This window comes from Actinomadura sp. KC345 (assembly GCF_004348515.1).
Taxonomy (GTDB): Bacteria; Actinomycetota; Actinomycetes; order Streptosporangiales; family Streptosporangiaceae; genus Spirillospora.
Map to the genome: position 1 here is coordinate 1 of NZ_SMKH01000006.1, position 24,407 is coordinate 24,407.

Sequence of the window (24,407 nt, forward strand, 5' to 3'; positions counted from 1 at the left end):
GGGGGACGACCCCCCACACCCCCCGGAACCGCCCAGTAGCGGATGCCGTCACCCGGCGCGTGCGCCACGATGACCCGGGAGGTGGCGGCGCGGCTGCGGCCCGATGTCGTGAGGAACCGCCTGCCCTGGTACGGGACGCGGCTCGCGGCGTCGGCGGCGGCGCGCAGCAGCGCCACCGCGGCCGGGTCGCTGCGGACGCGCCGGGCGGCCGCCGGATCGGCGGCGAGGGCCGCGGCCAGGGCCAGCGCGCCGGCGAGCCCGCAGGCGAGGACGGAACGGACCCGTCCCCGGCCGGTCGCGGTCTTCGCGATCACGGCCCCGCGGAGGCCGCCGGTACCGGGACCCGGCTGAGCGGGTCCGTCAGCGGATCGGTCAGCGGGGCGTCGCCGGAGGTCAGCGCGTGCTCGATGGCGAAACGGTCGAAGTCAGGCGTGACGCTCGGCGCCTCCTGGCGCCCGCCCACGGCGTAGGAGGCGGTGCCGAGTCCGAGGAACAGCGTGGCGGCGCCCACGACCAGGTAGCGGCGCCGCGGCTGGGCCTTCAGGACGCCCGCGTGCCCGGCCGGGCGGTTGTCGCGCGGACGGGCGGGCGGCGGCGTCCTGGCGGGGCGGGCCGATGATCGGAGCGGACGCGCGGAGTGCCGGGCGGGGGTCCCCGCGTGCGGGCCCGGCGGGACGCCGTCGGAGGCGGGCGGACCGGCGGACGCGGGCAGCGAGCGCAGCCGGGTCAGGAAGTCGTCGGACGGGAGGTCGCCCACCTCGTCCGCGACCGGAGAGTCGGACAGGTCCCGCAGCCGGCCCTTGAGCCTGCGCAGCGCGGCGACCTCGTCCCTGCACTGGGCGCAGCCGGCGAGATGGGCGTGGGCGCGGTCGCGCTCCTCATGCCCCAGCTCACCGTCGACCAGAGCGGTCAGACGCTCCCCCAGACAACTCACGCCGCCTCCGTCGTTCCGTTCGATCAGGCGCGCGGAACACGCCCGCGCGCGGTAAGCACAGCTTTACACGCCCTCCGGCTGCGGCTGGACACCGCCCGCCGCGTGGATGCCGCCCGGCTCCCCGTCCGCGGCGGCCTCCGCCGCGTGCAGGGGCAGGTACTCGTTCCTGGTCCCCGGCCGGCGACGGGTCGGGGCGCGGTGCTCCAGCGCCGCGCGCAACTGCGCCCGTCCCCGGTGGATGCGGCTGCGCACGGTTCCGAGCTTGACGCCGAGCGTCGCGGAGATCTCCTCGTAGGAGAGCCCCTCGATGTCGCACAGCACGACGGCCGCGCGGTACTCGGGCGCCAGCGCGTCGAGCGCGGCCTGCACGTCGGCGTCGAAGTTGGTGTCGTCGAACACCTGCGCCGGGGTCGGCTCGCGGCCCTGGAGGCGTTCGGCGGCGTCGTCGGCGAGCCCCTCGAAGCGGATGCGCTGGCGGCGCCTGGCCATGTCGAGGAACAGGTTCGTGGTGATCCGGTGCAGCCAGCCCTCGAACGTGCCCGGCGTGTAGTTCGACAGTGAACGGAACACGCGGACGAAGACCTCCTGCGTGAGGTCCTCCGCGTCGTGCTGGTTGCCGGTCAGCCTGTAGGCGAGCCGGTAGACGCGAGCGGAGTGCTCGCGGACGACCTCGTCCCAGGACGGCGGCGCCCACTCGGCCTCGGGGGCGTTCTCGCGTGTGCGCGCACCGCCCACGGCCTGCCTGGGGCCGACCCCCACAGCGCTTCTGAAACTGAGTGCTGCGACTCCCATGGTGCCGGGCTGTTCCTCTCTCGTGAGCCAAGGTCTCGGCCTTGGAACGGCACGGTCTCGCCTGGGCTGGGGCGCTTCTGGACCGACTCGGTTCTCGCGGACTCGACCCGCTCATGAGCGGGTACCTTCCGTGGTTACAACGCGCTGAAACTCCAGTTCGTTCCCGGTCAGCGATATGGTCTTTCCAGCATGAGCCAGGCGGGGGTCCCGCGAGGAGGCAGCCATCGACGCCGTTCAGGCCACCCGGGCCTATGTGGAGGACTACCTCCCGGAAGACGAGCCGCTCCTGAACGCCAGGCGCCGCGGCGAGGAGATCGGCGCGGCGCCGATCGGCGCGGCCGGCGGGGCGGCGCTGCGCTTCCTCGCGACGCTCATCGGCGCGCGGACGGTCGTGGAGGTCGGCTCCGGCTGCGGCGTGTCCGGTATCTGGCTGATGCGCGGCATGCCCAAGGACGCGGTGCTGACGAGCGTGGACATCGACCCCGAGCACCAGCGCATCGCCAAGCAGGCGTACGTGGAGGCGGGCCTCGGGTCCTTCCGCACCCGGATGATCAGCGGGCCGGCGCTGGACGTGCTGCCGCGGCTCACCGACGGCGCCTACGACATGGTCTTCTGCGACGCGCAGAAGCGCGAGTACCCCGAGTACCTGGCCGACGCGCTGCGGCTGCTGCGGCCGGGCGGCGTGGTCGCGTTCGACAACGCGCTGTGGCACGACCGGGTCGCCGACTCCAGCCGGCGCGACCCCGACACCGAGGCGATCCGCGAGGTGCACCGGATCGTCCGCGAGGACGAGCGGCTCGTGCCGCTGCTGGTCCCGGTGGGCGACGGCCTGCTGTGCGCGGTGAAGTGCGAGTAGCCCGATGGACACCGACGCCGGCGAGACCGGAACCGAGACCGCGACCGACGCGGAGGGCGAAGCCGGGAACGAGGCCGCCGAGGCGGGCTCGTCGTTCGCCGTGCGCGTCCGGTGGACGTGGCGGGGCGTCTGGCAGCTGACCGCGCACCTGATCCTGTTCGCGGCGTCGGCCGGGTTCGTCGCGGGCGGCGTGATGGGCGGCGCCGGGATCGGCGGCGTCATGTTCACGGTCCTCGGGTTCGCCGGACTCGTGCTGTTCGGGATCGGGCTGGTCATGTCGGCCGGGGGGATGGTGGCGCGCCGTCCCGTGCTGGAACTGGACGCGGACGGGGTGCGCCGCCCGGCGCGCTGGCCGCTGCCGCGCAAGGCCGGGCGGACGCTGCCCTGGGCGGAGGTGGCGGCGATCGCGGCGCTGCGGCGCGGCGTCGGCGGCACCCGCAAGGGCGAGATGGACTACCTCGTGTTCCTGCCGACGAAGGAGCTGGCCGAGCTGGCCCGCACCTCGGAGCGGCCGGGGCTCGTGGCGCTGACGATGCGGGACGTCCCGGCCACGGCGGCGGCCGTCCCGTGGTGCTTCGCGGTGGAGCAGGGCTGGGACGCGGCGCTCCCGCGGATCGTCAAGGAGGCCAGGGCGCGGCGCCGCGTCCCGGTGATCGACCGCCGGACGAAGTGACCGGCCGGCGGGCCGGACGGGTCAGCCCGCCAGCCAGCGGAGCAGCAGCCGGGTGCCGAAGCCGGTCGCGCCGCGGGTGGTCTCGGCGTCGTCGGAGGCGGCCCGGCCGGGCCCGGCGATGTCGAGGTGCGCCCAGGCCCGGTCGCCGGCGAACTCGCGCAGGAACAGCGCCGCCGTGATCGAGCCGCCGCCGTAACCGCCGCGGCCGATGTTGTTGATGTCGGCGACATCGGAGTCGATCGCGGCGCGGTAGTCGTCGACCAGCGGGAGCCGCCACACCGGGTCGCCGGCGGCCGTCCCGGCGCCGGTGAGCGCCGCGGCGAGGTCGTCGTCGGTGGAGAACAGCGCGCCGTGCCGCAGGCCCAGCGCGACCTTGGCCGCGCCGGTCAGCGTCGCGACGTCCACCAGCACGTCGGGATCGAGCTCGGCGTCGGCGTAGGCGAGGGCGTCGGCCAGGACGAGGCGGCCCTCGGCGTCGGTGTTCAGGACCTCCGACGTCTTCCCGCCGTAGTGGGCGATCACGTCCCCGGGACGCATGGCCGACCCGGACGGCATGTTCTCCGCCGCGGCGACCAGCCCGGTGACGCGGGCGCGCACGCCGAGGTCGCGCAGCGCGCTCATCACGGCGATGACCGCCCCACCGCCCGCCATGTCGGTCTTCATCGCCTTCATGCCCTCGTTGGGCTTGAGCGACAGGCCGCCGCTGTCGAACGTGATGCCCTTGCCGACCAGCACGACATGCCGCTCGGGCTCGCCCTCCGGGCCCTGTTCTCTCTGGGGGGACGACCCCCCAGGCCCCCCGGCGCTTCGCGGGTCACCCTGTTTTCTCTGAGGGGACGACCCCCCAGACCCCCCGGCGCTTCGCGGGTCATAGGACAGCTCGATGAGGCGGGGCGGGCGCGACGAGCCGGCGCCGACGGCCACCAGGCCGCCGAACCCCTCCTCGACCAGCTCCTTCTCGCCGCGCACGCGGACGGTGAGGCCGGAGTCGGCGGCGACCTGCTCGGCCTGCCCGGCGAGCCACGCCGGGTCCTTCTCGCGGGACGGTGTGTTGGCGAGGTCGCGGGCCAGCGCGGTCGCCCGCGCGCGGACGGTGCCCAGCTCGATCGCCGCGGCGTCCGCCTCGGGCCCGGCCTCGGTCAGCACGGCGATGGTGCCGGGCGCCCTCTTGGCCGGCGCCTTGCCGATCTTGAACTCGTAGCAGGCGAGCAGCACGCCCTCCACGAAGGCGGCCAGCGCGTCGGGGGTGTCGCCGGTGGGGACGCCCGCGACCAGGGCCGTCCTGCCCTTGCCGCGGCGGGCGAGCGCGGCGCCGGCCTTGCGCAGGTCGGCCGGGGCCGCGTCGCCCACCCCGTACAGCAGGAGTTCCCGCACCCGGTCGCCGACGCGGACCTGCGCGGAGGTGATCTCGCCCGGCTCGCCCTTGGCGTTGTGGAGCGCCAGCAGCTCGTCCAGCGTGAACGGCAGCGAGCCGGCCACCTCGGCGGCCGGGGCCACCGGCCCCTGCCGGACGGGCACCGCCACCACCTCGGCCCCGAGGTCGACCGCCGTCTCCGACACGGTGCCGCCGACACCGTGGATGCGGGTCTCGATGGGCATGGCGGCGGTTCCCCCTGTAGGTCGTGGCTGCGTTACGGACTGGCCTGCTTACGGAAGCGGCCTGCTTACGGGAACGGCAAGGGCCCCGGCGGTGCCGCCGGGACCGTCACCAGCAAGCCGGGATCGGCGGAGCGGTCAGCCCACGACCTCTTTGAGGGCCTCGCCGAGTTCCTTGGCCTCGTCGGCGGAGAGCTCGACCACGAGACGGCCGCCGCCTTCGAGAGGGACCCGCATGACGATTCCGCGTCCCTCCTTGGTCACTTCGAGCGGACCGTCTCCCGTCCGCGGCTTCATCGCCGCCATGCGTGAATCCCCTTCCTGCGTAGGGCCGCGGCCTCGCGCACCGTTGGCCGCGTGGCCGCGTGTCGCATCCGCGTCATCAGTAGTGGTCCATTATCTCGTCTTCCGGGCGCGAAGTGGTAACGATCAGCCTCCAGATCCGCCACCTGGGGGGATGCGGCCGCCGGCGCGGCTCCCGGGCGGTGGCGCGGCAGGCCCCTTGCCCCCCGCGTCCGGGTTCGCCGATGGTTGCCTGGGAAGATCTACCGAAAGCCTGGAGGACGCATGTCTGAGACCGTGCTGTACGACGTGACCGACGGTGTGGGCACTATCACACTGAACCGGCCGGACGGGATGAACTCGCTGACGGGCGAGATGAAGGACCTGCTGCGCGCGACCGTGGTGCGCGCCGCCGCGGACCCGGCCGCCCGCGCGGTGATCCTCACCGGTGCCGGGCGGGCCTTCTGCGCCGGGCAGGACCTGCGTGAGCACGGGGACAACCTCGCCGCGGGCAGGGGCCTGGACGACACCGTCCGCAAGCAGTACAACCCGATCGTGCTGGCGATCGCGGGGATGCGCAAACCGGTCGTCGCGGTGGTGAACGGCGTCGCGGCGGGCGCGGGCGCGTCGCTGGCGTTCGCGTGCGACCTGATCATCGCGTCCGACAAGGCGCGGTTCGCGACCGCGTTCACCGGGATCGGCCTCGCCCCGGACAGTGGCATGTCGTGGACGCTGCAGCGCCTCGTCGGCCGCGCCAAGGCCGCCGAGCTGCTGCTGCTGGGCGAGCCGGTCAAGGCGCCGGAGGCCCTGGAGCTGGGCCTGGTGAACCGGGTCGTCCCGGCCGATGAGCTGGCCCCGGCGTCGGTGGAGCTCGCCCGCCGGCTCGCCGGAGGCCCGACGGTCGCCTACGGCGCGGTGAAGGCGGCGCTCGACCACGCGGCGACGCACGAGCTGGCGTCCGCGCTGGAGCGGGAGGCCGAGCTCCAGGACGAGTGCGAGAAGACCAGCGATCACCGTGGCGCGACCGAGGCGTTCCTGAAGAAGGAGCAGCCGGTGTTCGAGGGCCGGTAGCCCGCAGCGGACCGGTGGGGCTGTCCCCACCGGCCGCTGGGGAGTATGCGCCACTGTGGCGGCGGGGTCCCCGGCGCTTTGCTTGACGGCATGTTCCAGACAACTGCCGTACCGCCTGTCGAGCACGTCCACGATTCCGCCCTGCGGCGCGGGGAGGGCTGAGCGGCATGTGGCTCATCGCGCGCCGCTCGTTCACCGAGGGCTGGATGCGGCTCGTCGCCACGCTGATGGCGGCGGTCTTCTCGATCGGGTTGATCGCGGGCTCGGTGCAGTTCACGATGCGTGCGCAGGAGGCGGTGTCGGGCAGCGACGCCAGCGAGTACGCGAAGACGGACGTCCTGGTCCTCGGCGGTACGACCGACCCCGACGACGTTTACGGGGCCCCGGACGGGCAGGTGGCGCTGGACGAGGTCGCGGGGCGGCCCGGCGTGGCGGCGGTCGCGGGGGACGCGCTGGTCCCGGTGACCGCGAGCGGCCCGGACGGCGAGATGATCGTCCCGCCCGCGGGGGCCGGGACGACGCTGCGGCCGTGGACGGCGGAGGCCGGTCTCAACCCGTACCACCTGGAGTCGGGGCGTGCGCCCACCGCGGACGGCGAGGTCGTGGTCACCTGGCACGTGGCGCGGGCGGGAGAAGTGGAGGCCGGTGACCCGCTCCGGGTGGTGCTGCCGAAGCGGAGCCGCGAGATGAAGGTCGTCGGGATCGCCACCGTGGAGGGCCGCGGTTCCGTTGCCCGGGGCGATCTGATCCTCGCTCCGCCGGAGACCGTCCGGAAGGCGGCCGGGCTCCCGGCCGGGACATGGCAGGGCGTGTGGGTGAAGGCCGCGCCCGGGGTGGAGGCGTCGCGGCTCAGCAGGGACCTGGCCCGCGACCTGCGCGGCGCGGACGTCACCGTGCGGACGGCGGCCGGCGTGCGCGAGGCCCACTCGGCGAGCCTCCGGGCCGACGGAACGTCGATCGGCGGCGCCATCGGCATGCTCGCGTCGGTCGCGGTGTTCGTCGGCCTGTTCGTCGTGGCCAACACGTTCGGCACGCTCGTCCGGCAGCGGACCCGGCGGCTCGCGCTGCTCGGCGCGATCGGCGCGACGCCCCGCCAGATCAAGCGGCTGATCAAGCTGGAGGCCCTGGCGCTCGGCGTCGTCGCCTCGATCGGCGGCGTGCTGCTCGGCTACCCGGTGTCGGGACTGCTGACCAGCCTGTTCGCGCAGGACGGCTTCGACATCACCGCCGCCGACGCCCAGTACGGCTGGGTCGCGCTCATCATCCCGGCCGTGACCGGAGTCCTGGTCACCCAGCTGGCGGCGTGGCGGGCGGCGCGGAAGGCCGCGCGGATCTCGCCGATGCAGGCGCTCCGCGCCGCGAGCACCGAACCCGCCGGGCGGCGCCGGCCCCGGCTGCTCGGCGCGCTCGCCGTGTTCGCCTTCGCCTGCATGTTCTTCGGCCTGGTCTCCGCGATCAGGGCCGACGAGCCCCCCGGCCCCGACCGCACCATCGGCGTCTGCGTGCTGATCCTCATGGGCTCCATGACGACCGTCGCGGCGCTCGCCGTCCTCGCGCCGTTCTTCGTCGGCCCGCTCGGCGGCCTGGTCGGACGCGTCGGGACCATGGTCAGCGGGGAGGCCGGGCGGCTGGCCCGCGCCACCATCACCCGCAGCCCGCGCCGCGTGTCGTCGGCCGCGTCGTCGCTGATGCTCGGCGTGGCGCTGGTCGGCGCCACCGCGCTGATCGTCCTGTCGGTGAACGCGCGGTTCGCCGAGGCCGGGGAGGAGGTGATGCGGGCCGACCACGCGATCGCCGCGACGGGCACGACCTCGTCCGGCCAGGCGCCGCTCCCCCGCGACGTGGCGGACCGGGCCGCCGCAGCGCCGGGCGTGTCCCGGGCGACGCCGCTCACCGGCACCGAGGCCAAGCTGGTCTCCCCGCGTCCGAAGAGCCCCTACGGCGACGAGGATCCCGCGCCGCTGTACCTGATGGTGTCGGGTGCCGACCAGACCGCGCTGCCGTCCGTCCTCGACCTCGGCGGCGACCTGCGGCCGCTCCGCACCGGGGAGATCGGGCTCACGTCCACGATCATGAAGGCGCAGAAGCTGGAGAAGGGGCAGCGGATCGTCGTCCGCGGCGGCGCGGGCCGGGTGGCGCTGACGGTCGCGGGCGCCTACCACGACCCGTCCCACGTGTTCGCCGACCAGGCGCTCGTGTCACCGGCGACCATGGACCGGCTGGACCCGGACGCCGCCACGCAGGCGGTCCTCGTCAAGGGAGGCACGAAGGACGGCCTGACCCGCGCGGTCGCGGACGTGCCGGGCGTCGAGGTGCTCGACAGGTCCGCCTACGTCCAGGCGGCGGCCGACTCGCTGACGAGCGGCATGCGCGTCATCTACGGCTTCATCGGCATGTCGCTCGTCCTCGCCCTGTTCGGGATGGCGACGACCGTGTCGATGAGCGTCGGCGAGCGGACCCGCGAGTTCGGGCTGCTCGGCGCGGTCGGCGCGACGGCGGCTCAGATCCGGTCGATCGTGCGGTGGGAGGCCGCCACGGTCGTCCTGCTCGGGAGCCTCCTCGGCCTCGGCACCGCGCTCGGCACCGTGTTCCTGATGCACGTGGGCACGGGCAGCTCGTTCCTGAGCCCGGACCCGCCCTGGTGGCTGTTCGCCGTGGTGGTCGTCGGGGCCGCCGGCGTCACGCTCGCGACGTCCGCGCTCCCCGCCCGCCGCGCCGCGGCCGTCCCCGTCCTGGAGGCCGCGAAGTCCGAGTGAGCCGAGCCGGGTGTCGGGTGGGGCTGTCCTGAGCGGAAGCTGGGGACAGCCCCACCCGTTTCTGGGGAGCGGGCGCCAATGCGGCGAACGGCCCCCTGGCGGTTTGCTTGGACGTATGACGCAGACAACCGCCATACCCCCGGTCCAGCACGTCCACGATCACGTCGCCGTCGCGCGCGACGTGGTCAAGGCGTACGGGACGGGCGACAGCGCCGTGTCCGCGCTGCGCGGTGTCTCGGCGGCGTTCGCGCGCGGCCGGTTCACCGCGATCATGGGGCCGTCCGGCTCCGGGAAGTCGACGTTCCTGCACTGCATGGCCGGACTGGACGGGGTGTCGTCCGGGTCGGTGCTGATCGGCGGCGTGGAGATCACGAAACTGTCGCGGACCCGGCTGACGAAGCTGCGCCGCGACCGGCTCGGGTTCGTGTTCCAGTCGTTCAACCTGCTGCCGATGCTGACGGCGGAGGAGAACATCAGGCTCACCGGCCGGCTCGGGAACCGGCCCGCCGACCGGCAGTGGTTCGACACCATCGTGGGCGCGCTGGGCCTGCGGGAACGGCTGGCGCACCGCCCGAGCGAACTGTCGGGCGGGCAGCAGCAGCGGGTCGCGGTGGCGCGGGCGCTGCTCACCCGGCCCGAGGTGCTGTTCGCCGACGAGCCGACCGGCAACCTCGACTCGAAGTCGGGCGCCGAGGTGCTCGGGTTCCTGCGCAGCGCCGTGGACGCCTACCACCAGACGGTGATCATGGTGACGCACGACCCGGCCGCCGCCGCGCACGCCGACCGGGTGCTGTTCCTCGCCGACGGAATGATCGTCGACGATCTGGAGGCTCCGTCCATCGACCGCGTGCACGCCGCGATGCGGCGGCTGGAAGCCGAGTGAGCGGGCTCTCAGCGGTAGGCGCCGCGGCGGTGGCAGCCGGTGAGGTGGTCGTCGACCAGGCCGCACGCCTGCATCAGGGCGTAGGCCGTGGTGGGGCCGACGAAGCGGAAGCCGTGCTTCTTCAGCTCCTTGGCCAGGGCCTTCGAGCCGTCGGTGTACGCGGGCACGTCCGCCAGGTCCGCGTGCGGCGGCGCGGCGGGGTCGGCGTGGCGCCAGGCGGTCTCGGCGAGGCCGCCGGGTAGGTCGAGCGCGGCGCGGGCGTTCCCGATCGCCGCCTCGATCTTGGCGCGGTTGCGGACGATCGCGGCGTCGCCCATCAGCCGCTCGACGTCGTCCGGGCCGAAGGCGGCGACCTTCTCCAGGTCGAACCCGTGGAACGCGGCGCGGAAACCCTCGCGCTTGCGCAGGATCGTCAGCCACGACAGGCCGGACTGGAACGCCTCAAGGCAGAGGCGCTCGTAAAGGCCCTGGTCGTCGCGGATGGGACGGCCCCACTCGTCATCGTGGTAGGCGATGTAGTCGGGGGCCGACAGCCCCCACGGGCAGCGGGCCAGCCCGTCCTCGCCCCGGATCGCGGTGCTCACCCGCCCGTTCTACCTCACGCCTGTGACAGATCCGCCCCGCGCCAGGGCCGCGAGGCGCCGGAGGCCGAGGGTCATGAACGCCTTCACGACCGGGCCGGCGACGATCCATCCGGCGCGTCCGAGGGGTCCGAGCGGGAGGTCGACGCGCTCGGCCCACACGACGCGGCTGCCGGAGCCCTCCGGGACGACCTTGAACCACGCCTCGCCGCGCACCACCCGGCCGGTGTGCCGGACCGCGACGCGGCGGCCGTCCCGCCAGTCGGTGATGACCATCGTGTCGAGGAATCCGACCGGCCCCACGCCCGTCCAGCCCCGGATCTCGTCGCCGACCCTGTCGCCGCCCTCGGCGCTGGTGAACGGCATCCACTCGCGATGCCTCGGCCAGTCGGTCAGGACCTCGAAGACGCGTTCGGCGGGGGCGTCCGAAACCGCCTCGGCGTGGACGGCGACCGCGCTCACGGGCTGTCCTCCTTCGCGAGGCCGTCGTCGACCGGTTCCTCGGTCAGGGTCTCCTTGCGCAGGAGAGGCGGCGTGCCGTTCACGGCGGGCTCTTCCAGACCGTGCAGGGCACCGACCGGTTCGGCCTCGTCCGAGCGGTGGCGGAGGTCCATGAGCTGCTCCTCGAGCGCCGCCACCCGGGCGTCACGCTCGTGAAGGGCGTCGGCGAGGCGGTGCAGGGCCTCGTCCGTCAGCTGCGGCTGGTAGCCCCAGAAGGTGCGGGGCAGGCGCACGTAGGCGGCGTCGTCCCCGGTCACGGGACCGCCGTCCTCGCCGAGCGGAAGCTGCGGATAGTCGGGATGGGTCTCGGCCAGCTCGCCGCCCCTGCCCATGGCGAGGACGACGACGGCGCCCAGCACGGCCAAGCCGGCCAGGACGAAGACCACGACCACGATCACGCTCCGTTCTGCTCGCACTCACTTGGAGAGACGTTCCCCAGTCCCCGATCGTGCCACGCTTGGAGACATGGGGATGCTAGAGCAGAGGGTCCTGCCACCGGACGCGCCCGTCCCGGACGGGGTCGCCGACGCGGGAACGGCGCCGCCGGCGAGCCGCGTCGAGCGGCTCACGGCCGGTGGCGCCGTGGTCATGGTCACGCTGGAGACGGACGCGCGGGAGCCTGATCCCGGGCTGCTCGCCGCGGCGTCCGTCTACGCGTGGCTGGGCGCGACGCTGTTCCGCGTGCCCGATCCGCAGGCGGACGGAGTGCGCCAGGTGCTGGACATGGTGGCGTCCATCCAGGGCACCCGCCCCCCTGCGGCCACTCGCCGCGGCCTCGCCTGATTCGTCGAGTTGCGGCGTGTTGTTGTTATGGAGCGCTCCATAACAGCAACACGCCGCAAGTCAACGGGAGGGGCTAGCCGCGGAGGCGGTGCCAGGGGCCCTTGACCGCGAACGTCGCGCCCGGGCCGGACTGGCGGCTGAAGAACAGGACGCGGCCGTCCGGGGAGAACGTGACGCCGGTGAACTCGCTGCCGTTGAGGGCGTTGCGCGCCATCGCGAACGGCTCGTCCCTGCGCGTGGTGCCGACGAGGTACTGCTCGCCGTCGCCGTCCTCGGCCAGGATCACGCCGCCGCCGTACGGGGAGACGGTGATGTTGTCAGGGCCGTCGAAACGGCCGCCCGGCTTGAAGATGAGCTGGAGCTCGACCTCGTTGCGGCGCGGGTCGTAGGTCCAGACCTGGCCCGCGTGGTCGCCGGCGGCGCCGGACGACGTGTTCGAGAAGCTCGCGACGAAGTACGCCTTGCCGTGCCCCCACCAGGCGCCTTCGAGCTTCTGGCTCCGGGTGACGTCGCCGTCCTCGAACTGCTTGCGGACGGACGTCTGCTTGGCCAGCGGGTCCGGGACGTCCACCCACCCGGCGCGCAGCCGGGTCCCGGGCTCGGTGACGAGCGACAGGTCCGGGACGCCCCGGACCTTCAGCGCCTCCAGCTTCCCGCCCGCCATGTAGGAGTGGTAGCGGCCGCGGTGCGACCGGGGACGGAACCGGTAGAACAGGCCGAACGGGCCGGACGCGTCCTCGGTCAGGTAGGCGATGTTCGTGTGCGGGTCGACGGCGACGGCCTCGTGGGCGAAGCGGCCCAGCGCGGTCAGCGGCTCGGGCTTGGTGTCCCTGCCGTACGGGTCGACCTCGAAGACCCAGCCGTGGCTCTTGCTCTCGCCGCCGACGCCCTCGGTCTCCTCGCACGTCAGCCAGGTGCCCCAGGGGGTGCGGCCGCCGGCGCAGTTCACGGCCGTCCCGGCGAGGCTGACGTACTGCGACAGCAGGTCCCCGTCGCGGTCGACCTCCAGGGTGGTGGTGCCGCCGTTGACCGCCGGGTCGTAGGTCAGCTCGGGGGTCCCGACGGCGCGCGTGCCGTTGGTGCCCTGCTCGTGGTTGAGCACCAGCAGAGTGTTGCCGGGGCGGCCGCCGCCTCCCCTGCCTCGGCCTCGGTCACCGTGACCGTTGCCGTTGCGGCGTACGGGGAACGAGGCCATCCCGTCCTGGTGGCCGGGGACGACGACGCCGTCGGAGATGGGGTCGCCCTCCGTCGAGAGGACCTTGTACGAGAAGCCCTTGGGCAGGTCCAGGACGCCCTTGGGGTCGGGGATCAGCGGGCCGTAGCCGAACGCCTCACCGGTGTCGGCACCCGCGGAGGTCTGGAAGATTCCGTCCAGGCTTCCGGCGAGGGCGATGGACAGCGCGCCGGCCGCGCCGCCCTTGACGACTCCGCGACGGGTCACGGACATGGGCACTCCTTCACGTGAGGGGATCACGCGGGAGCCTGGTCGCCGCCCCTGAACCACCGGTTAACGATCACCGGACGGACGGAAAACCCCCAGGACAATCTTGTGCCGTGAGGCCGGCGGCCTCCGCGATGGCGGAGCCCGCGAGGTCGAAACCGCCGACGCACGCGAGGTATCCGGGGGCGTCCCAGTCGTCCCCGCCGGGCTTGCCGCCGAGCGGCAGGTACGTCCCGCCCGCCTGCCGGACGAGCAGCAGCCCCGCCGCGATGTCGTAGGCGTTGATGGACGAGTCGTAGGCGACGTCCGTCCAGCCCGCCGCGACGTGCGCGAGGGTGAGCGCCGCGCTGCCGGGCCGGCGCAGGGTGGCGAACGCGTCGACGAGCAGCCCGTAGCGCCGCAGCGTCTCCGCCCGGTCGCCGGTGGCCAGGTCCCGCGCGCTCGGGTAGGAGGCGGCGAGCACGGCGGTCCGGTCGCCCGCCGCGCCCTCGCTGCGGATCGGCTCGCCGTTGCAGGTCGCGCCGTCGAGGGACGCGGTGAACATGTCGTCGCGGACCGGGTCGTACACCACGCCCGCCACCAGCTCGCCGCCCGCGACGGCCGCGATGGAGGTGCAGAAGAACGGCAGGCCGACGGCGAAGTTGGCCGTCCCGTCGATCGGGTCCACGTACCAGCGGACGTCGGCGCCGCGGCCCCGTCCCCGACCACCGTGCTCGCCGCCGCCCTGCACGCCGCCCTCCTCCCCCACGACGACGCTGCCCGGGGTCTGCTCGGCGAGCACCTCCCGGATGGTCTCCTCCGCCGCGCGGTCGTGCTCGGTGACCGGGTCGTGGAAGTCCGCCTTCACGTCGACCTCGGGACGGGAGCGGAACGCCGTCCGCAGCCGGTCGCCGGTCGTCCGAGCGGCGAGTTCGGCGATCGCGGCCAGTTCCCGCGAGGTGGGCACGTCGGCGCTCATTCGTCTCCTTCGTCGGCCGTGGGCGGGCACGCACAGTCCCGACGGTATCCGAGGATCCCCTGGCCACGCCCGCCTGGGACAGGGCCGGCCGGCACGGGGCCGTTACAGACCCCCCGGCACGGGCAGTGGGTTCCTGTGCCGGATCAGCGCTGCCGTGGGGGGCGAGATGAAGGGCGCCGCGGTGGGCGCGGCGCGCCTCCTGCGGCACCGAACCCGGGCGGCGCGGCGCGGGCGCCCCGCCATCACGACGAGAGGAGCGATCAATGGCACGGGAAGTGTCCGACTACGTCCTCCAGCGGCTGACCGAATGGGGCGTCGAGCGGGTCTTCGGCTACCCGGGCGACGGGATCAACGGGCTGCTCGGCGCCTTCGACCGGGCCGAGGGGAAGCCGGAGTTCATCCAGTCGCGGCATGAGGAGATGTCCGCGTTCATGGCCTGCGGGCACGCCAAGTTCACCGGCGAGGTCGGCTGCTGCGCGGCGACGTCCGGGCCGGGGGCGATCCACCTGCTGAACGGCCTGTACGACGCCAAGCTCGACCACCAGCCCGTCGTCGCGATCGTCGGGCAGCAGAAGCGGCTCGCGCAGGGCACGCACTACCAGCAGGAGGTGAACCTGGAGAACCTGTTCTCCGACGTCTCCGAGTACTGCCAGATCGTCATGCACCCCGGGCAGATGCGGCATGTGATCGACCGTGCGTTCAAGACGGCGCTGACCACGCGGAGCGTCGCGACGATCATCATTCCCGAGGACGTCCAGGAGGCGGAGGCGGTGCCCTCGCCGCCGAAGGAGCACGGCTCGGTGTACTCCAGCGTCGGGTGGAGCCGGCCGCGCGTGCTGCCCGACCCCGATGAGCTGCGCAAGGCCGCCGACATCCTCAACCAGGGCGAGAAGGTCGCCATGCTGGTCGGGCAGGGCGCCGCGAACGCGCAGGCCGAGGTCGTCGAGGCGGCCGAGCTGCTCGGCGCGGGCATCGCCAAGGCGCTGCTCGGGCGCGAGGTCGTCCCCGACGACCTGCCGTTCGTGACCGGGCCGATCGGCCTGCTCGGCTCCAAGGCCAGCGATGAGATGATCATGAACTGCGACACCCTGTTCATGATCGGCTCCAGCTTCCCCTACGCCGAGTGGCTGCCGGACGAGGGCAGCTGCCGCGGCGTCGAGATCGACATCGACGGCCGCATGATCGGCATCCGGTACCCGATGGACGCCCATGTCGTGGGCGACGCCAAGGAGACGCTCAAGGAGCTGATCCCGCTCCTGCGGCGCAAGGAGGACCGGTCCTGGCGGGAGCGGATCGAGGAGGACGTCCGCTCCTGGAACACCGTCATGGAGAAGCGGGCCGGGCAGAGCTTCGGGGGGAAGATCAACCCGCAGGCCGTCGCGCACGAGCTGTCCCCGCTGCTGCCGGACGGCGCGATCCTCACCGCGGACTCCGGCTCGGCGACCAACTGGTGGGCCCGCCACATCAAGCTCCGCGACGGGATGAGGGCGTCGCTGTCGGGGACCCTCGCCACGATGGGACCCGGCGTCCCCTACGCGATCGCCGCCCGGTTCGCCTACCCGGACCGTCCGGTGATCTGCTTCGTCGGCGACGGCGCCTTCCAGATGAACGGCATGAACGAGATGCTCACGGTCAAGCGCTACGCCGACCGGATGGCCGGCTCACCGCCGCTGATCTTCGCCGTGTTCAACAACCAGGATCTCAACCAGGTCACCTGGGAGCAGCGCGCGATGGGCGGCGACCCCAAGTTCGAGGGCTCGCAGTCCCTGCCCGACTTCCCGTACTCCAAGTACGCGGAGATGTGCGGGCTGAAGGGCGTCTACTGCGACAAGCCGAAGAAGGTCACCAGCGCCTGGGAGGAGGCCCTTGCCGGCGACCGTCCCGTGGTGCTGGAGTTCGTCGTGGACAACGAGATCGCGCCGATCCCGCCGCACATCATGAAGGAGCAGGCCAAGAAGACCGTCAAGGCGGGGGTCCAGGACCCGCAGAAGATCGGCATCGCGGCGCGCGGGTTCCGGCAGAAGCTCACCGAGATGTACGAGAACATGCCCGGCCGCAAGCACTGACTCCTCGCGGGAGGGCTAGAGCTGGGTCTCCGCGTAGTCCCCGGGCGAGAACTCGATGCGGGGCTGCGAGCGCTCCAGGAGGTCGAACGCCTCGGGGACGGAGGACGTCCAGCCGATGGCGTCCCAGATCCGGTGGCGGGCGAAGCCCTGCTCGGTGAGCCCCTCCATCAGCTCGCGCAGCGGGTCGTACACGCCGGTCGGGTCGAGGATCACGACGGGCTTCTCGTGCATGGCGAGGACCTTGGCCGTCCACACCTCGAACAGCTCCTCCAGCGTGCCGATGCCGCCGGGCAGGATGAGGAACGCGTCGCTGCGGCGGTCCATCTCGCCCTTGCGGGACCGCATGTCCTCGGTGACGATCAGCTCGTCGTTGTCCTCGTCGGAGATCTCGACGCTGACCAGTCCCTCGGGGATCACGCCGACGCTGCGGGCGCCGCCCGCCCGCGCGGCGCGGGCGACGGCGCCCATGCACGACACCTGGGCGCCGCCGCTGACCAGGCTGTGGCCGCGGCGGGCCAGCTCGGCGCCGGCCTCGGCGGCGAGATCGACGTAGCGGCGGTCGATCCTGCCGCTGGACGAGCAGAACACGCAGACGGCGAGGGGCTTCGTGGAGGTCACCGGACCCATCCTAGGGGTCAGTGCGCGGCGAGGTCCCTGCGCCGGAACCCGATCAGCCCGAGGACGGACAGGGCGGCGGTCAGCGCCAGCAGCCAGACGAAGGGCGCGGCGGTGAGCGGGCCGCCGGGCAGCTTCGGGAGGTGGCTGAACGGCGAGAGGTTCATGATCCGCTGGTCGAGGTCCATCCCGGCCCCGAACATCGTGACCACGGCGAAGAGCCCGACCGCGGCCCAGGCCGCGCCGGCGAACCGGGGCGCGAGGCCGAACAGGGCGAGGGCGATCGCCGCGGCCGGCCAGACGGCGGGCAGCTGCGCCAGCGACGCACCGAGGACGCGGGGCAGTTCCCGGCCGACGTCGCCCACGTTCAGGCCGTGCGCCAGCCCGGCGGCGGTGCCGGCGGCCGCCATCGCGACCGCGGGCCCCAGCAGGGCGAACGCCAGGTGGCTCGCCGCCCACCGCAGCCGGGCGGTCGCGGTGGCGAGCAGCGGCTCGGCGTGGCCGCCGCTCTCCTCGGAGCGCAGCCGCAGCGTGGCGGACACCGCGTAGGCGGCCGCGATCAGCCCGAGGATGTTCAGCACCGAGGTGAAGTAGGCGTCGACGATGCCGGACTGCCCGCCGAGCCTGGTGAAGATGTCCTTCAGGCCGGGGTTGTCCTCCATCATGTCCTTGATCCCGCCCGTGATGGCGCCGTACACCACGCCCAGGGCCACGAAACCGGTGAGCCAGCCGTACAGGGGACGGCTCTGCAGCCGCCAGCCGAGTCCGAACGGGCCTGACAGCCTCGGCGAGGCGTCGGCGGGCCCCTGCTTGGGCGGCAGGATCCCCGCACCCAGGTCGCGCCGCGCCGACAGCGCCGTGGCCGCCGCGACCAGGACCGCGACGAGCGCGACGAGCATCGCCAGCGTCCACCAGCGTTCCCCGCCGTAGGGACGCATCCGCTGGGCCCAGCCGAGCGGGGACAGCCAGCCGAGCCACGACAGCGCGTTGCCCGCGCCGCCGACATCCGCGGCCATCCGGATCACGAACGCGCCGCCGAGCGTCCCGACGGCCGCTCCCCTGGCCGCCCCTGCGCTCTCGCTGAGCTGGGCGGTGACGCCCGCGACCGCCGCGAACACGCAGCCGGCCGCGGCGAGCTGGAGGCCGAAGGCCAGCGAGCCGGGGAACGCAAGGCCCTGCGCCACCATCCCGGCGGTGACCAGAACGGCGATCACGAGGTTCGCCGCCATGGTGACGGTGAGCGCCGCCGCGAGTCCCGCGCCGCGCCCGATGACCGTGGCGCCGAGCAGCTCGCGGCGTCCGGCCTCCTCCTCGGTCCGGGTGTGCCGGATGACCGTGAGGGCGCTGATCAGCCCGATCACCACGGGCAGGAAGCCGGAGCGCTGCACCAGGATGCCGGCGATGTCGCTGCTGTAGAGCGGCCCGTACAGCGCCAGGAAGGTGGGATTCGTCGCCGTGGTCTCGACGTAGTCGAGCTGGTCGGCGGTCGTCGGGAGCAGCCCCTTCGTGGCCGCGACGAAGTTGATCGGGATGAGCCCGGCCACCAGGACCCAGGCGGGAAGCAGGAACCTGTCGCGCCGCAGGGCCAGCCGGATCAGGCCGCCGGTGCCCGCCGGCACGCTCATCGTACGGCCTCGTCGACGTCGGCGAGCTCGTCCTGGTAGTGCCGCAGGAACAGCTCCTCCAGCGTCGGGGGCCGGCTGGTCAGGCTGCGGACTCCGACCTCGGTGAGCTGCCGCAGCGCCTCGTCGAGCCGCGGGGTGTCCACCTCGAACCTGATGCTGGTGCCGTCGATGTGGACGTCGTGGGCGGCGGGCAGCGGGAGTCCGTCCGGCGGGGACGCCAGCTCGGCGCTGATCGACGTGCGGGTGAGGTGCCGCAGCTCGTCCAGGGTGCCGGACTCGACGGCCGCTCCCCTGCGGATGATCGTCACCTGGTCGCACAGCGCCTCGACCTCGGACAGGATGTGGCTGGACAGCAGGACGGTCCGCCCCTCGTCGCGCGCCTCGCGGACGCACTGCTGGAACGTCTCCTCCATCAGGGGGTCCAGACCGGAGGTGGGCTCGTCGAGGAGCAGGAGCTCGGCGTCCGAGGCGAGCGCGGCGACCAGGCCGACCTTCTGCCGGTTGCCCTTGGAGTAGGCGCGGCCCTTCTTGCGCGGATCGAGCTCGAACCGCTCCAGCAGCTCGGCCTTGCGCCGCGCGTTCGCCCCGCCGCGCATCCGGCCGAGCAGGTCGATCACCTCGCCGCCGGACAGGTTCGGCCACAGCGTCACGTCGCCGGGGACGTAGGCGAGCCTGCGGTGCAGGGCGGTCGCGTCGCTCCAGGGGTCGCCCCCGAGCAGCCGGGCCGTGCCCGCGTCCGCGCGCAGCAGGCCGAGCAGGATCCTGATCGTGGTCGACTTCCCGGAGCCGTTCGGGCCGAGGAAGCCGTGCACCTCGCCTTGCCGGACGGTCAGGTCCAGGCCGTCCAGCGCGCGGGTACGGCCGTAGCTCTTGACCAGGCCGGAGATCTCTACGGGGGGTGTTCTCGTGGTCACGGGTTCTCCTCTGGTGAGGACTGCGCGCCGTCGGCGAGCAGGGACTTGAGCGCGGTGCGCGACTGCTCGATCAGCTCGGGCGACATGATCCTGTCGTCGTAGATGTCCAGCATCGCGAGGGCCATCCGGGGATATCCGTCGCCCACCAGGACGTCGGCGCCCAGGGCGCGTGAGAGGTGTTCGTGCAGGACCATCAGGCCCACGTTCATCGCGGTCAGGACGGCCGCGTAGGCGTGCAGGTCATCGGTCCGCGGCTCCGACACCCCCGCCATCCCGCGTCCCATGACCTCCTTGCTGAACTCCACGGAGTCGTCGAACAGCTTGCGGGCGGCCTCGGAGCCGTCGGTCATCGCGCGGGCCACGTACCGCTGGATGGGCAGGGCCGTCCGCATGGCGACCGCCAGGAAGCCGGGATTGGCCATCCCTCCGCTGAGCGCCTCCTGCTTGACCTCGCGGATGACCTCGATGACGTGCTCGTCGCACGCCCGGCGCAACTCCTCCTTGGTCCCGTAGTGGTGCTGCACCAGGGCGGGCGAGACTCCCGCGGCCTTCGCGATGCCGCGGATCGTCGCGCCCTTCACGCCCAGCCTCGCGAACTCCAGCAGCGCCGCGTCCCTGATCCGGGCGCGTCCGGTCAGGTCCTCGGGTCGCTCGCGCCCCGCCATGCCACCACCTGTACATGAGATCAGCAACCTGTACGTCTGTACACTGTACCTCTGTACAGGCGGGGTGCGTCAAGGCCGGGTCAGCCGTTTCCCGGAAGCTCGCCGAGCGTCACCTTGACCTGCTTCTTCGAGCCGTCGGGCTTCTGGGTCTCGACCGTCACGACATCGCCGGGCTTCATGGTCGCGAGCACCGAGGACAGCGCCGTCTGGTCGGGTGTCGCGGTGCCGTTGACCGAGAGGATCAGGTCGCCCGCCTCGATGCCCGCCTTGGCCGCGCCGCCGCCCCTCGTGACCTCCACGACGGCGACCGCGGACCGCTGCCCGCTCTGCGGATCGACGATCGTGCGCACCACCACGCCGAGCGCCGCCCGGCCGGAGTCGGAGACCTCACCGGTGCGGATGAGCTGCGGGACGATCCGCTTGACCGTGTTGCTCGGCGTCGCGAACCCGATCCCGGGCGCCGCGCCGCCGGCCCCGGGGTCCGAGGCCGCCGCGGTCGGGACGCCGATCACCTTCCCGTCCAGCGTGACCAGGGCGCCGCCGCTGTTGCCCGGGTTGATCGGCGCGCTCGTCTGGATCGCGTCGGCGATCGTCGAGCCCTGGAAGTCGCCCTCTCCCTGCGTCGACACCGTCCGGTGCAGCGCCGACACGATGCCGTTGGTCACGCTGCCGGACAGCCCCAGCGGGTTGCCCATGGCCATGACCATCTGCCCGACCTCGGCCTTGCTGGAGTCGCCCCACACGGCGGGTTTCAGCGACCCGCCGCCGACCTTGACCACGGCCAGGTCGTCGGGCGCGAAGGCGCCGACGAGCCGCGCGTCGAGCGCCGAGCCGCCACTGGCCGCCGTGACCCGGATCTGCCGCGCCCCCGCGACCACGTGCGCGTTGGTCACGATGTGGCCCTGGTCGTCGTAGACGACCCCCGACCCCTCGGCCTGGCCCGTCTCGATCTTCACCACCGAGGGCAGCACCGCGTCGACGACCTGCTCGAACTGCCGCTGCACCTGGGCCGCGGCCCCCGACGCCGGAGCCGGGGTACGCGCGCCCGCCCCCGTCCTCTCCGCGTCCTCGCCGCCACCGCTGCATCCGGCGACCAGGAGGAACCCCATCGCCGCCGCGCCCGCCTTGACCTTCACGTTGCCGCTCACGCTCCACCTCCACCACGTCTCCTTCCCCCCCTTCGGGGAACAGACATGGAACCTGCCACCTAAGGCTGGAAGCGGTAGCCCATCCCGGGTTCGGTCAGGAGGTGCCGGGGGTGCGCAGGATCGATCTCCAGCTTGCGGCGGAGCTGGGCCATGTACTGGCGCAGGTAGTGGGTCTCGCGCTGGTAGGCGGGACCCCAGACCGCGGTGAGGAGCTGCCGCTGGCTGATGAGCTTGCCGGGGTTGCGGAGCAGGATCTCCAGCAGGTGCCACTCGGTGGGGGTCAGATGGACGCCGCCGGACACCGTTTTGCCCGCCAGGTCGACGGTGCGCCCGCCGACGTCCACCCGCGCGACCTCGCCGGTCGCCGAGACGCGGCGGGTCACCGCGCGGATGCGGGCGACCAGCTCCTGGATGTCGAACGGCTTGGTGACGTAGTCGTCGGCGCCCGCCTCCAGCGCCTCCACCTTGTCCTGGCTGCCCGTCCGGCCGGACAGGACGATGATCGGCACCCGCGTCCAACCCCGGAGGCCGTGGATGACGTCGACGCCCGGGACGTCGGGCAGGCCGAGGTCCAGGACGACCAGGTCGGGTGGCGATTCGCCGGCGCGGCGGAGCGCCGTCGTGCCGTCGGCGGCGACCTCCACCTCGTAGTCGCGGGCGCGCAGGTTGATCCGCAGGGCGCGCAGCAGCTGAGGGTCGTCGTCGACGACGAGGACGCGCGTCATGACGCCGGCTCCGTCCGGTGGACGGGCAGCGCGACGATCATCGTCAGGCCGCCGCCGGGGGTGTCCTCGGGGACGAGTTCGCCGTCCATCGCCTCGGTGAGCCCGCGCGCCAGCGCGAGGCCGAGACCGACACCGGTGTGGTTGTCCCGGTCGCCCAGCCGCTGGAAGGGAAGGAAGATCCGCTCGCGGTCGCCGGGCGGGACGCCGGGGCCGCGGTCGGCGATCCGCACCTCGACGCGGTCGTGGATGGCCCCGGCGGTCACCAGGACGGCCTCGCCGGGCAGGCTGTGCCGCCGCGCGTTGGCGACGAGGTTGACCAGGACGCGTTCCAGCAACGCCGGGTCGGCGGTCACCTCGGGCAGATCCGGGTCGAGCCGGACGGTGACGCGGCCTCCGTCATCGCCGCCGAGGTCGTCCAGAACGCGCGGCATGATCTCGTCCAGGGCGACCGGCTGCGCGGCGATGCCGAGCACACCGGCCTCCAGGCGGCTCATGTCGAGCAGGTTGGCGACCAGCCGGTCGAGGCGGTCCAGGGACTGGGCGGCGGTGTCGAGCAGCTCGGCGCGCTCCTCCGGCGTCCAGTCGACCGAGGTGGTGCCGAGGCTGTCCACGGCGGCCTTCGCCGAGGCCAGCGGCGTGCGCAGGTCGTGGCTGACCGCGTTGAGCAGCGCGGTGCGCATCCGGTCCGCCGCCTCCAGCGGCCGGGCCCGCTCCGCCTCCGCCTCCAGCCGCTGCCGGCGCAGCGCCGCCGCGGCCTGGCCGGCGAACGCCTCCAGCACGCGCCGGTCGCCCGCCGGAAGCGGATGGCCGCGGATCGCCAGGGTGAGGCCGTCGCCGGCCGGGATCTCGGTGTCGCCCTCGCCGGGCGAGGTGCAGGGGCGGCCGCCGACGGCCGCGACGATGCCCCAGTCGGCCGGGTCGTCGCGGCTGTCGGGCGTGGCCGGGACGGGACGCTCCAGCAGCGTCACCGACGTCAGCCCGAACGTCTCGCGCAGCCGCCCGAGCAGCGTGTCCAGCGCGTGCTCGCCGCGCAGGACGTTACCGGCGAGGGCGGACAGCAGCGCCGCCTCGGCCCCGAGCTTGGCCGCCTCCCGCGACCGCCGCGCGGCGCGGTCCACCACGAGGCTGACACCGACGCCGACCAGCAGGAACACCGTGAGCGCGATGATGTTCTCCTGCCCGGCGATGGTGAACCTGTACAGCGGCGGGGTGAAGAACCAGTCGAGCAGCAGGAACCCGGCGACCGCGGCGAACAGCGCGGGCCACATGCCGCCGACCAGCGCGATCCCGACGACGGCCGCCAGGAAGAACAGGATGTCGGCGGGCAGCGACATGGGCGGGCGCGCCTGCGTCAGCACGAACGTCAGCACGGGCAGCCCGAGGACGGCGAGCAGGAACCCGGCGGCGCGGCGGCCCGCCGGCAGCCCCTGGTCGCGCACCCGGCGGCCGACGCCGCGCCGGGCCTGGTCGTGGGTGACCATGTGGACGTCGATCGTGCCGGACAGCGCGGTCGTCGTCACCCCGATCCCCGGCCGCAGCAGCTGCGCGAACCGGCCCCGCCGGGACACCCCGAGCACCAGTTGCGTCGCGTTCACGGCACCCGCGAAGTCCAGCAGCGCACGCGGGATGTCCTCCCCCACGACCTGGTGGAACGTGCCACCCAGCCCTTCCACGATCTCCCGCTGCCGCACCAGGTCACGGGGCCTCGTCCCGCGCAGCGCGTCGCCGCGGGTCACATGGACGGCGAGCAGGTCGGCGCCCTTGGAGCGGTCGGCGATCCGGGTCGCGCGGCGCAGCAGCGTCTCGCCCTCCGGCCCGCCGGTGAGCGCCACGACGATCCGCTCCCGCGCCTCCCAGGTGCCGCCGATCCCGTGGTCGGCGCGGTACCGGCCGAGCTGCTCGTCCACCTCGCCCGCGAGCCACAGCAGCGCCAGCTCGCGCAGCGCCGTCAGGTTGCCGACGCGGAAGTAGTTGGACAGGGCGGCGTCGACCCGCTCGGGCGGGTAGATGTTGCCGTGCGCCATCCGGCGGCGCAGCGCCTCGGGCGCCATGTCGACCAGCTCGACCTGCCCGGCGGCGCGGACCACCTCGTCCGGGACCGTCTCCCGCTGCGGGACGCCGGTGATCTTCTCCACGACGTCGTTGACCGACTCCAGGTGCTGGATGTTGACCGTGGAGATGACGCCGATCCCGGCGTCGAGGATCTCCTCGACGTCCCGCCAGCGCTTGCCGTGCCGGCCGCCCGGCACGTTCGTGTGCGCCAGCTCGTCCACCAGGACCACGTCGGGGGCGCGGCGCAGGACGGCGTCCACGTCGAGCTCGGTGAACTCCGCGCCGCGGTGCGTCGTCCGCACCCGCGGGAGGACCTCCATGCCCTCCAGGAGCGCGGCGGTGCGCGGGCGGCCGTGCGTCTCGACGAAGCCGACGACCACGTCGGTGCCGCGTTCCGCCCGCCGCCGCCCCTCCGCGAGCATCGCGTAGGTCTTCCCCACGCCTGGGGCGGCCCCCAGGTAGATGCGGAGCTGCCCCCTGGCCATGGCGC

Annotated in this window: 23 protein-coding genes and 1 pseudogene; 7 read left to right on the forward strand and 17 right to left on the reverse strand. The window is 73.5% G+C overall.

The genetic code is table 11. From position 1 onward, the window contains the following. The 3 genes and pseudogenes from E1281_RS01785 to sigE form a co-directional block, all read right to left on the reverse strand. A pseudogene (locus E1281_RS01785) lies at positions 1–314 on the reverse strand (hypothetical protein); the annotation flags it as partial. Then, the gene (locus E1281_RS01790) at positions 311–934 is read right to left on the reverse strand and encodes a zf-HC2 domain-containing protein (protein WP_131875333.1); all 624 of its coding nucleotides are present in this window, start codon (positions 932–934) and stop codon (positions 311–313) included. The pseudogene E1281_RS01785 and the gene E1281_RS01790, both read right to left, overlap by 4 nt. Before the next feature lie 63 nt (positions 935–997). After that, positions 998–1,726, reverse strand: coding sequence for an RNA polymerase sigma factor SigE (gene sigE / locus E1281_RS01795; protein WP_243716474.1), 729 nt, complete (start codon positions 1,724–1,726; stop codon positions 998–1,000). A 253-nt stretch (positions 1,727–1,979) separates the two neighbouring features. Here sigE and E1281_RS01800 point away from each other — a divergent pair, with 253 nt between their 5' ends. Further along, positions 1,980–2,582 carry an O-methyltransferase gene (locus E1281_RS01800; RefSeq protein ID WP_131875334.1) on the forward strand — a complete coding sequence of 201 codons (603 nt, stop codon included), beginning with the start codon at positions 1,980–1,982 and terminating at the stop codon, positions 2,580–2,582. A 4-nt stretch (positions 2,583–2,586) separates the two neighbouring features. Further along, positions 2,587–3,255, forward strand: a complete 669-nt coding sequence (locus E1281_RS01805) for a hypothetical protein (protein WP_243716475.1) — start codon at positions 2,587–2,589, stop codon at positions 3,253–3,255. A gap of 21 nt (positions 3,256–3,276) precedes the next feature. Here the strand turns inward: E1281_RS01805 and E1281_RS01810 are convergent, their stop codons facing one another. Both E1281_RS01810 and E1281_RS01815 read right to left on the reverse strand, forming a co-directional pair. Next, on the reverse strand, positions 3,277–4,854 hold the full coding sequence (locus tag E1281_RS01810; protein ID WP_131875335.1) for a leucyl aminopeptidase family protein: 1,578 nt from the start codon (positions 4,852–4,854) through the stop codon (positions 3,277–3,279). Positions 4,855–4,989: 135 nt separating this feature from the next. Beyond that, on the reverse strand, positions 4,990–5,157 hold the full coding sequence (locus E1281_RS01815) for a DUF3117 domain-containing protein (RefSeq protein WP_075022250.1): 168 nt from the start codon (positions 5,155–5,157) through the stop codon (positions 4,990–4,992). Positions 5,158–5,418: 261 nt separating this feature from the next. Here E1281_RS01815 and E1281_RS01820 point away from each other — a divergent pair, with 261 nt between their 5' ends. The 3 genes from E1281_RS01820 (at position 5,419) to E1281_RS01830 (ending at position 9,843) form a co-directional block, all read left to right on the forward strand. Further along, entirely contained in the window at positions 5,419–6,204 is a 786-nt protein-coding gene (locus E1281_RS01820) for an enoyl-CoA hydratase-related protein (RefSeq protein WP_131875336.1), read from the forward strand. A 167-nt stretch (positions 6,205–6,371) separates the two neighbouring features. Then, a complete protein-coding gene (locus E1281_RS01825) occupies positions 6,372–8,960 on the forward strand; it encodes an ABC transporter permease (RefSeq protein ID WP_131875337.1) in 2,589 nt (862 codons plus the stop codon). 115 nt (positions 8,961–9,075) lie between these two features. Next, complete coding sequence (locus E1281_RS01830) at positions 9,076–9,843, forward strand: ABC transporter ATP-binding protein (RefSeq protein ID WP_131875338.1); 768 nt, start codon at positions 9,076–9,078, stop codon at positions 9,841–9,843. 8 nt (positions 9,844–9,851) lie between these two features. Here E1281_RS01830 and E1281_RS01835 read toward each other — a convergent pair whose 3' ends face one another. Genes E1281_RS01835 through E1281_RS01845 form a run of 3 tightly spaced genes read right to left on the reverse strand, consistent with a single transcriptional unit; the run spans position 9,852 to position 11,323 of the window. Beyond that, positions 9,852–10,427, reverse strand: coding sequence for a DNA-3-methyladenine glycosylase I (locus E1281_RS01835; protein WP_131875339.1), 576 nt, complete (start codon positions 10,425–10,427; stop codon positions 9,852–9,854). A 9-nt stretch (positions 10,428–10,436) separates the two neighbouring features. Continuing rightward, complete coding sequence (locus E1281_RS01840; protein ID WP_131875340.1) at positions 10,437–10,886, reverse strand: SRPBCC family protein; 450 nt, start codon at positions 10,884–10,886, stop codon at positions 10,437–10,439. After that, the gene (locus E1281_RS01845; protein ID WP_131875341.1) at positions 10,883–11,323 is read right to left on the reverse strand and encodes a DivIVA domain-containing protein; all 441 of its coding nucleotides are present in this window, start codon (positions 11,321–11,323) and stop codon (positions 10,883–10,885) included. Before E1281_RS01845 ends, E1281_RS01840 begins: the two co-directional genes overlap by 4 nt. Before the next feature lie 73 nt (positions 11,324–11,396). On the opposite strand from E1281_RS01845, the gene E1281_RS01850 reads away from it, so the two are divergent. Next, positions 11,397–11,708, forward strand: coding sequence for a hypothetical protein (locus E1281_RS01850; protein WP_243716476.1), 312 nt, complete (start codon positions 11,397–11,399; stop codon positions 11,706–11,708). 73 nt (positions 11,709–11,781) lie between these two features. On the opposite strand, the gene E1281_RS01855 is transcribed toward E1281_RS01850, so the two are convergent. Both E1281_RS01855 and E1281_RS01860 read right to left on the reverse strand, forming a co-directional pair. After that, positions 11,782–13,155: an alkaline phosphatase PhoX gene (locus tag E1281_RS01855; protein ID WP_131875343.1), complete on the reverse strand. Its 1,374-nt coding sequence runs from the start codon at positions 13,153–13,155 to the stop codon at positions 11,782–11,784. A gap of 67 nt (positions 13,156–13,222) precedes the next feature. Next, complete coding sequence (locus E1281_RS01860) at positions 13,223–14,107, reverse strand: inositol monophosphatase family protein (RefSeq protein ID WP_131875344.1); 885 nt, start codon at positions 14,105–14,107, stop codon at positions 13,223–13,225. A 263-nt stretch (positions 14,108–14,370) separates the two neighbouring features. Here E1281_RS01860 and E1281_RS01865 point away from each other — a divergent pair, with 263 nt between their 5' ends. Next, positions 14,371–16,173, forward strand: a complete 1,803-nt coding sequence (locus E1281_RS01865) for a thiamine pyrophosphate-requiring protein (RefSeq protein WP_131875345.1) — start codon at positions 14,371–14,373, stop codon at positions 16,171–16,173. Between the two features lie 15 nt (positions 16,174–16,188). Here E1281_RS01865 and E1281_RS01870 read toward each other — a convergent pair whose 3' ends face one another. The 7 genes from E1281_RS01870 to E1281_RS01900 all read right to left on the reverse strand — a co-directional run bounded on the left by E1281_RS01870 (position 16,189) and on the right by E1281_RS01900 (position 24,402). Further along, the gene (locus E1281_RS01870) at positions 16,189–16,791 is read right to left on the reverse strand and encodes a TIGR00730 family Rossman fold protein (protein ID WP_243716477.1); all 603 of its coding nucleotides are present in this window, start codon (positions 16,789–16,791) and stop codon (positions 16,189–16,191) included. Positions 16,792–16,808: 17 nt separating this feature from the next. Continuing rightward, a complete protein-coding gene (locus tag E1281_RS01875; RefSeq protein ID WP_131875347.1) occupies positions 16,809–18,413 on the reverse strand; it encodes an ABC transporter permease in 1,605 nt (534 codons plus the stop codon). Continuing rightward, positions 18,410–19,327: an ABC transporter ATP-binding protein gene (locus E1281_RS01880; RefSeq protein ID WP_131875348.1), complete on the reverse strand. Its 918-nt coding sequence runs from the start codon at positions 19,325–19,327 to the stop codon at positions 18,410–18,412. The genes E1281_RS01875 and E1281_RS01880 overlap by 4 nt, the downstream gene beginning before the upstream one ends. Then, positions 19,324–19,992: a TetR/AcrR family transcriptional regulator gene (locus E1281_RS01885; RefSeq protein ID WP_131875349.1), complete on the reverse strand. Its 669-nt coding sequence runs from the start codon at positions 19,990–19,992 to the stop codon at positions 19,324–19,326. The genes E1281_RS01880 and E1281_RS01885 overlap by 4 nt, the downstream gene beginning before the upstream one ends. Before the next feature lie 80 nt (positions 19,993–20,072). Next, positions 20,073–21,140 (reverse strand): trypsin-like peptidase domain-containing protein, encoded by a 1,068-nt coding sequence (locus E1281_RS01890; RefSeq protein ID WP_131875350.1) that lies wholly within the window; start codon positions 21,138–21,140, stop codon positions 20,073–20,075. Positions 21,141–21,199: 59 nt separating this feature from the next. Further along, complete coding sequence (locus tag E1281_RS01895; protein WP_131875351.1) at positions 21,200–21,865, reverse strand: response regulator; 666 nt, start codon at positions 21,863–21,865, stop codon at positions 21,200–21,202. Continuing rightward, positions 21,862–24,402, reverse strand: a complete 2,541-nt coding sequence (locus tag E1281_RS01900) for a DUF4118 domain-containing protein (protein ID WP_131875352.1) — start codon at positions 24,400–24,402, stop codon at positions 21,862–21,864. The genes E1281_RS01895 and E1281_RS01900 overlap by 4 nt, the downstream gene beginning before the upstream one ends. Positions 24,403–24,407 lie beyond the last annotated feature (5 nt).

Coding starts and splice junctions, on each gene's coding strand:
- sigE (WP_243716474.1), bottom strand. CDS start 1,726: ATGGGAGTCGCAGCACTCAGTTTCAGAAGCGCTGTGGGGGTCGGCCCC.
- E1281_RS01805 (WP_243716475.1), top strand. CDS start 2,587: ATGGACACCGACGCCGGCGAGACCGGAACCGAGACCGCGACCGACGCG.
- E1281_RS01810 (WP_131875335.1), bottom strand. CDS start 4,854: ATGCCCATCGAGACCCGCATCCACGGTGTCGGCGGCACCGTGTCGGAG.
- E1281_RS01815 (WP_075022250.1), bottom strand. CDS start 5,157: ATGGCGGCGATGAAGCCGCGGACGGGAGACGGTCCGCTCGAAGTGACC.
- E1281_RS01820 (WP_131875336.1), top strand. CDS start 5,419: ATGTCTGAGACCGTGCTGTACGACGTGACCGACGGTGTGGGCACTATC.
- E1281_RS01825 (WP_131875337.1), top strand. CDS start 6,372: ATGTGGCTCATCGCGCGCCGCTCGTTCACCGAGGGCTGGATGCGGCTC.
- E1281_RS01830 (WP_131875338.1), top strand. CDS start 9,076: ATGACGCAGACAACCGCCATACCCCCGGTCCAGCACGTCCACGATCAC.
- E1281_RS01850 (WP_243716476.1), top strand. CDS start 11,397: ATGCTAGAGCAGAGGGTCCTGCCACCGGACGCGCCCGTCCCGGACGGG.
- E1281_RS01855 (WP_131875343.1), bottom strand. CDS start 13,155: ATGTCCGTGACCCGTCGCGGAGTCGTCAAGGGCGGCGCGGCCGGCGCG.
- E1281_RS01860 (WP_131875344.1), bottom strand. CDS start 14,107: ATGAGCGCCGACGTGCCCACCTCGCGGGAACTGGCCGCGATCGCCGAA.
- E1281_RS01865 (WP_131875345.1), top strand. CDS start 14,371: ATGGCACGGGAAGTGTCCGACTACGTCCTCCAGCGGCTGACCGAATGG.
- E1281_RS01875 (WP_131875347.1), bottom strand. CDS start 18,413: ATGAGCGTGCCGGCGGGCACCGGCGGCCTGATCCGGCTGGCCCTGCGG.
- E1281_RS01885 (WP_131875349.1), bottom strand. CDS start 19,992: ATGGCGGGGCGCGAGCGACCCGAGGACCTGACCGGACGCGCCCGGATC.
- E1281_RS01895 (WP_131875351.1), bottom strand. CDS start 21,865: ATGACGCGCGTCCTCGTCGTCGACGACGACCCTCAGCTGCTGCGCGCC.
- E1281_RS01900 (WP_131875352.1), bottom strand. CDS start 24,402: ATGGCCAGGGGGCAGCTCCGCATCTACCTGGGGGCCGCCCCAGGCGTG.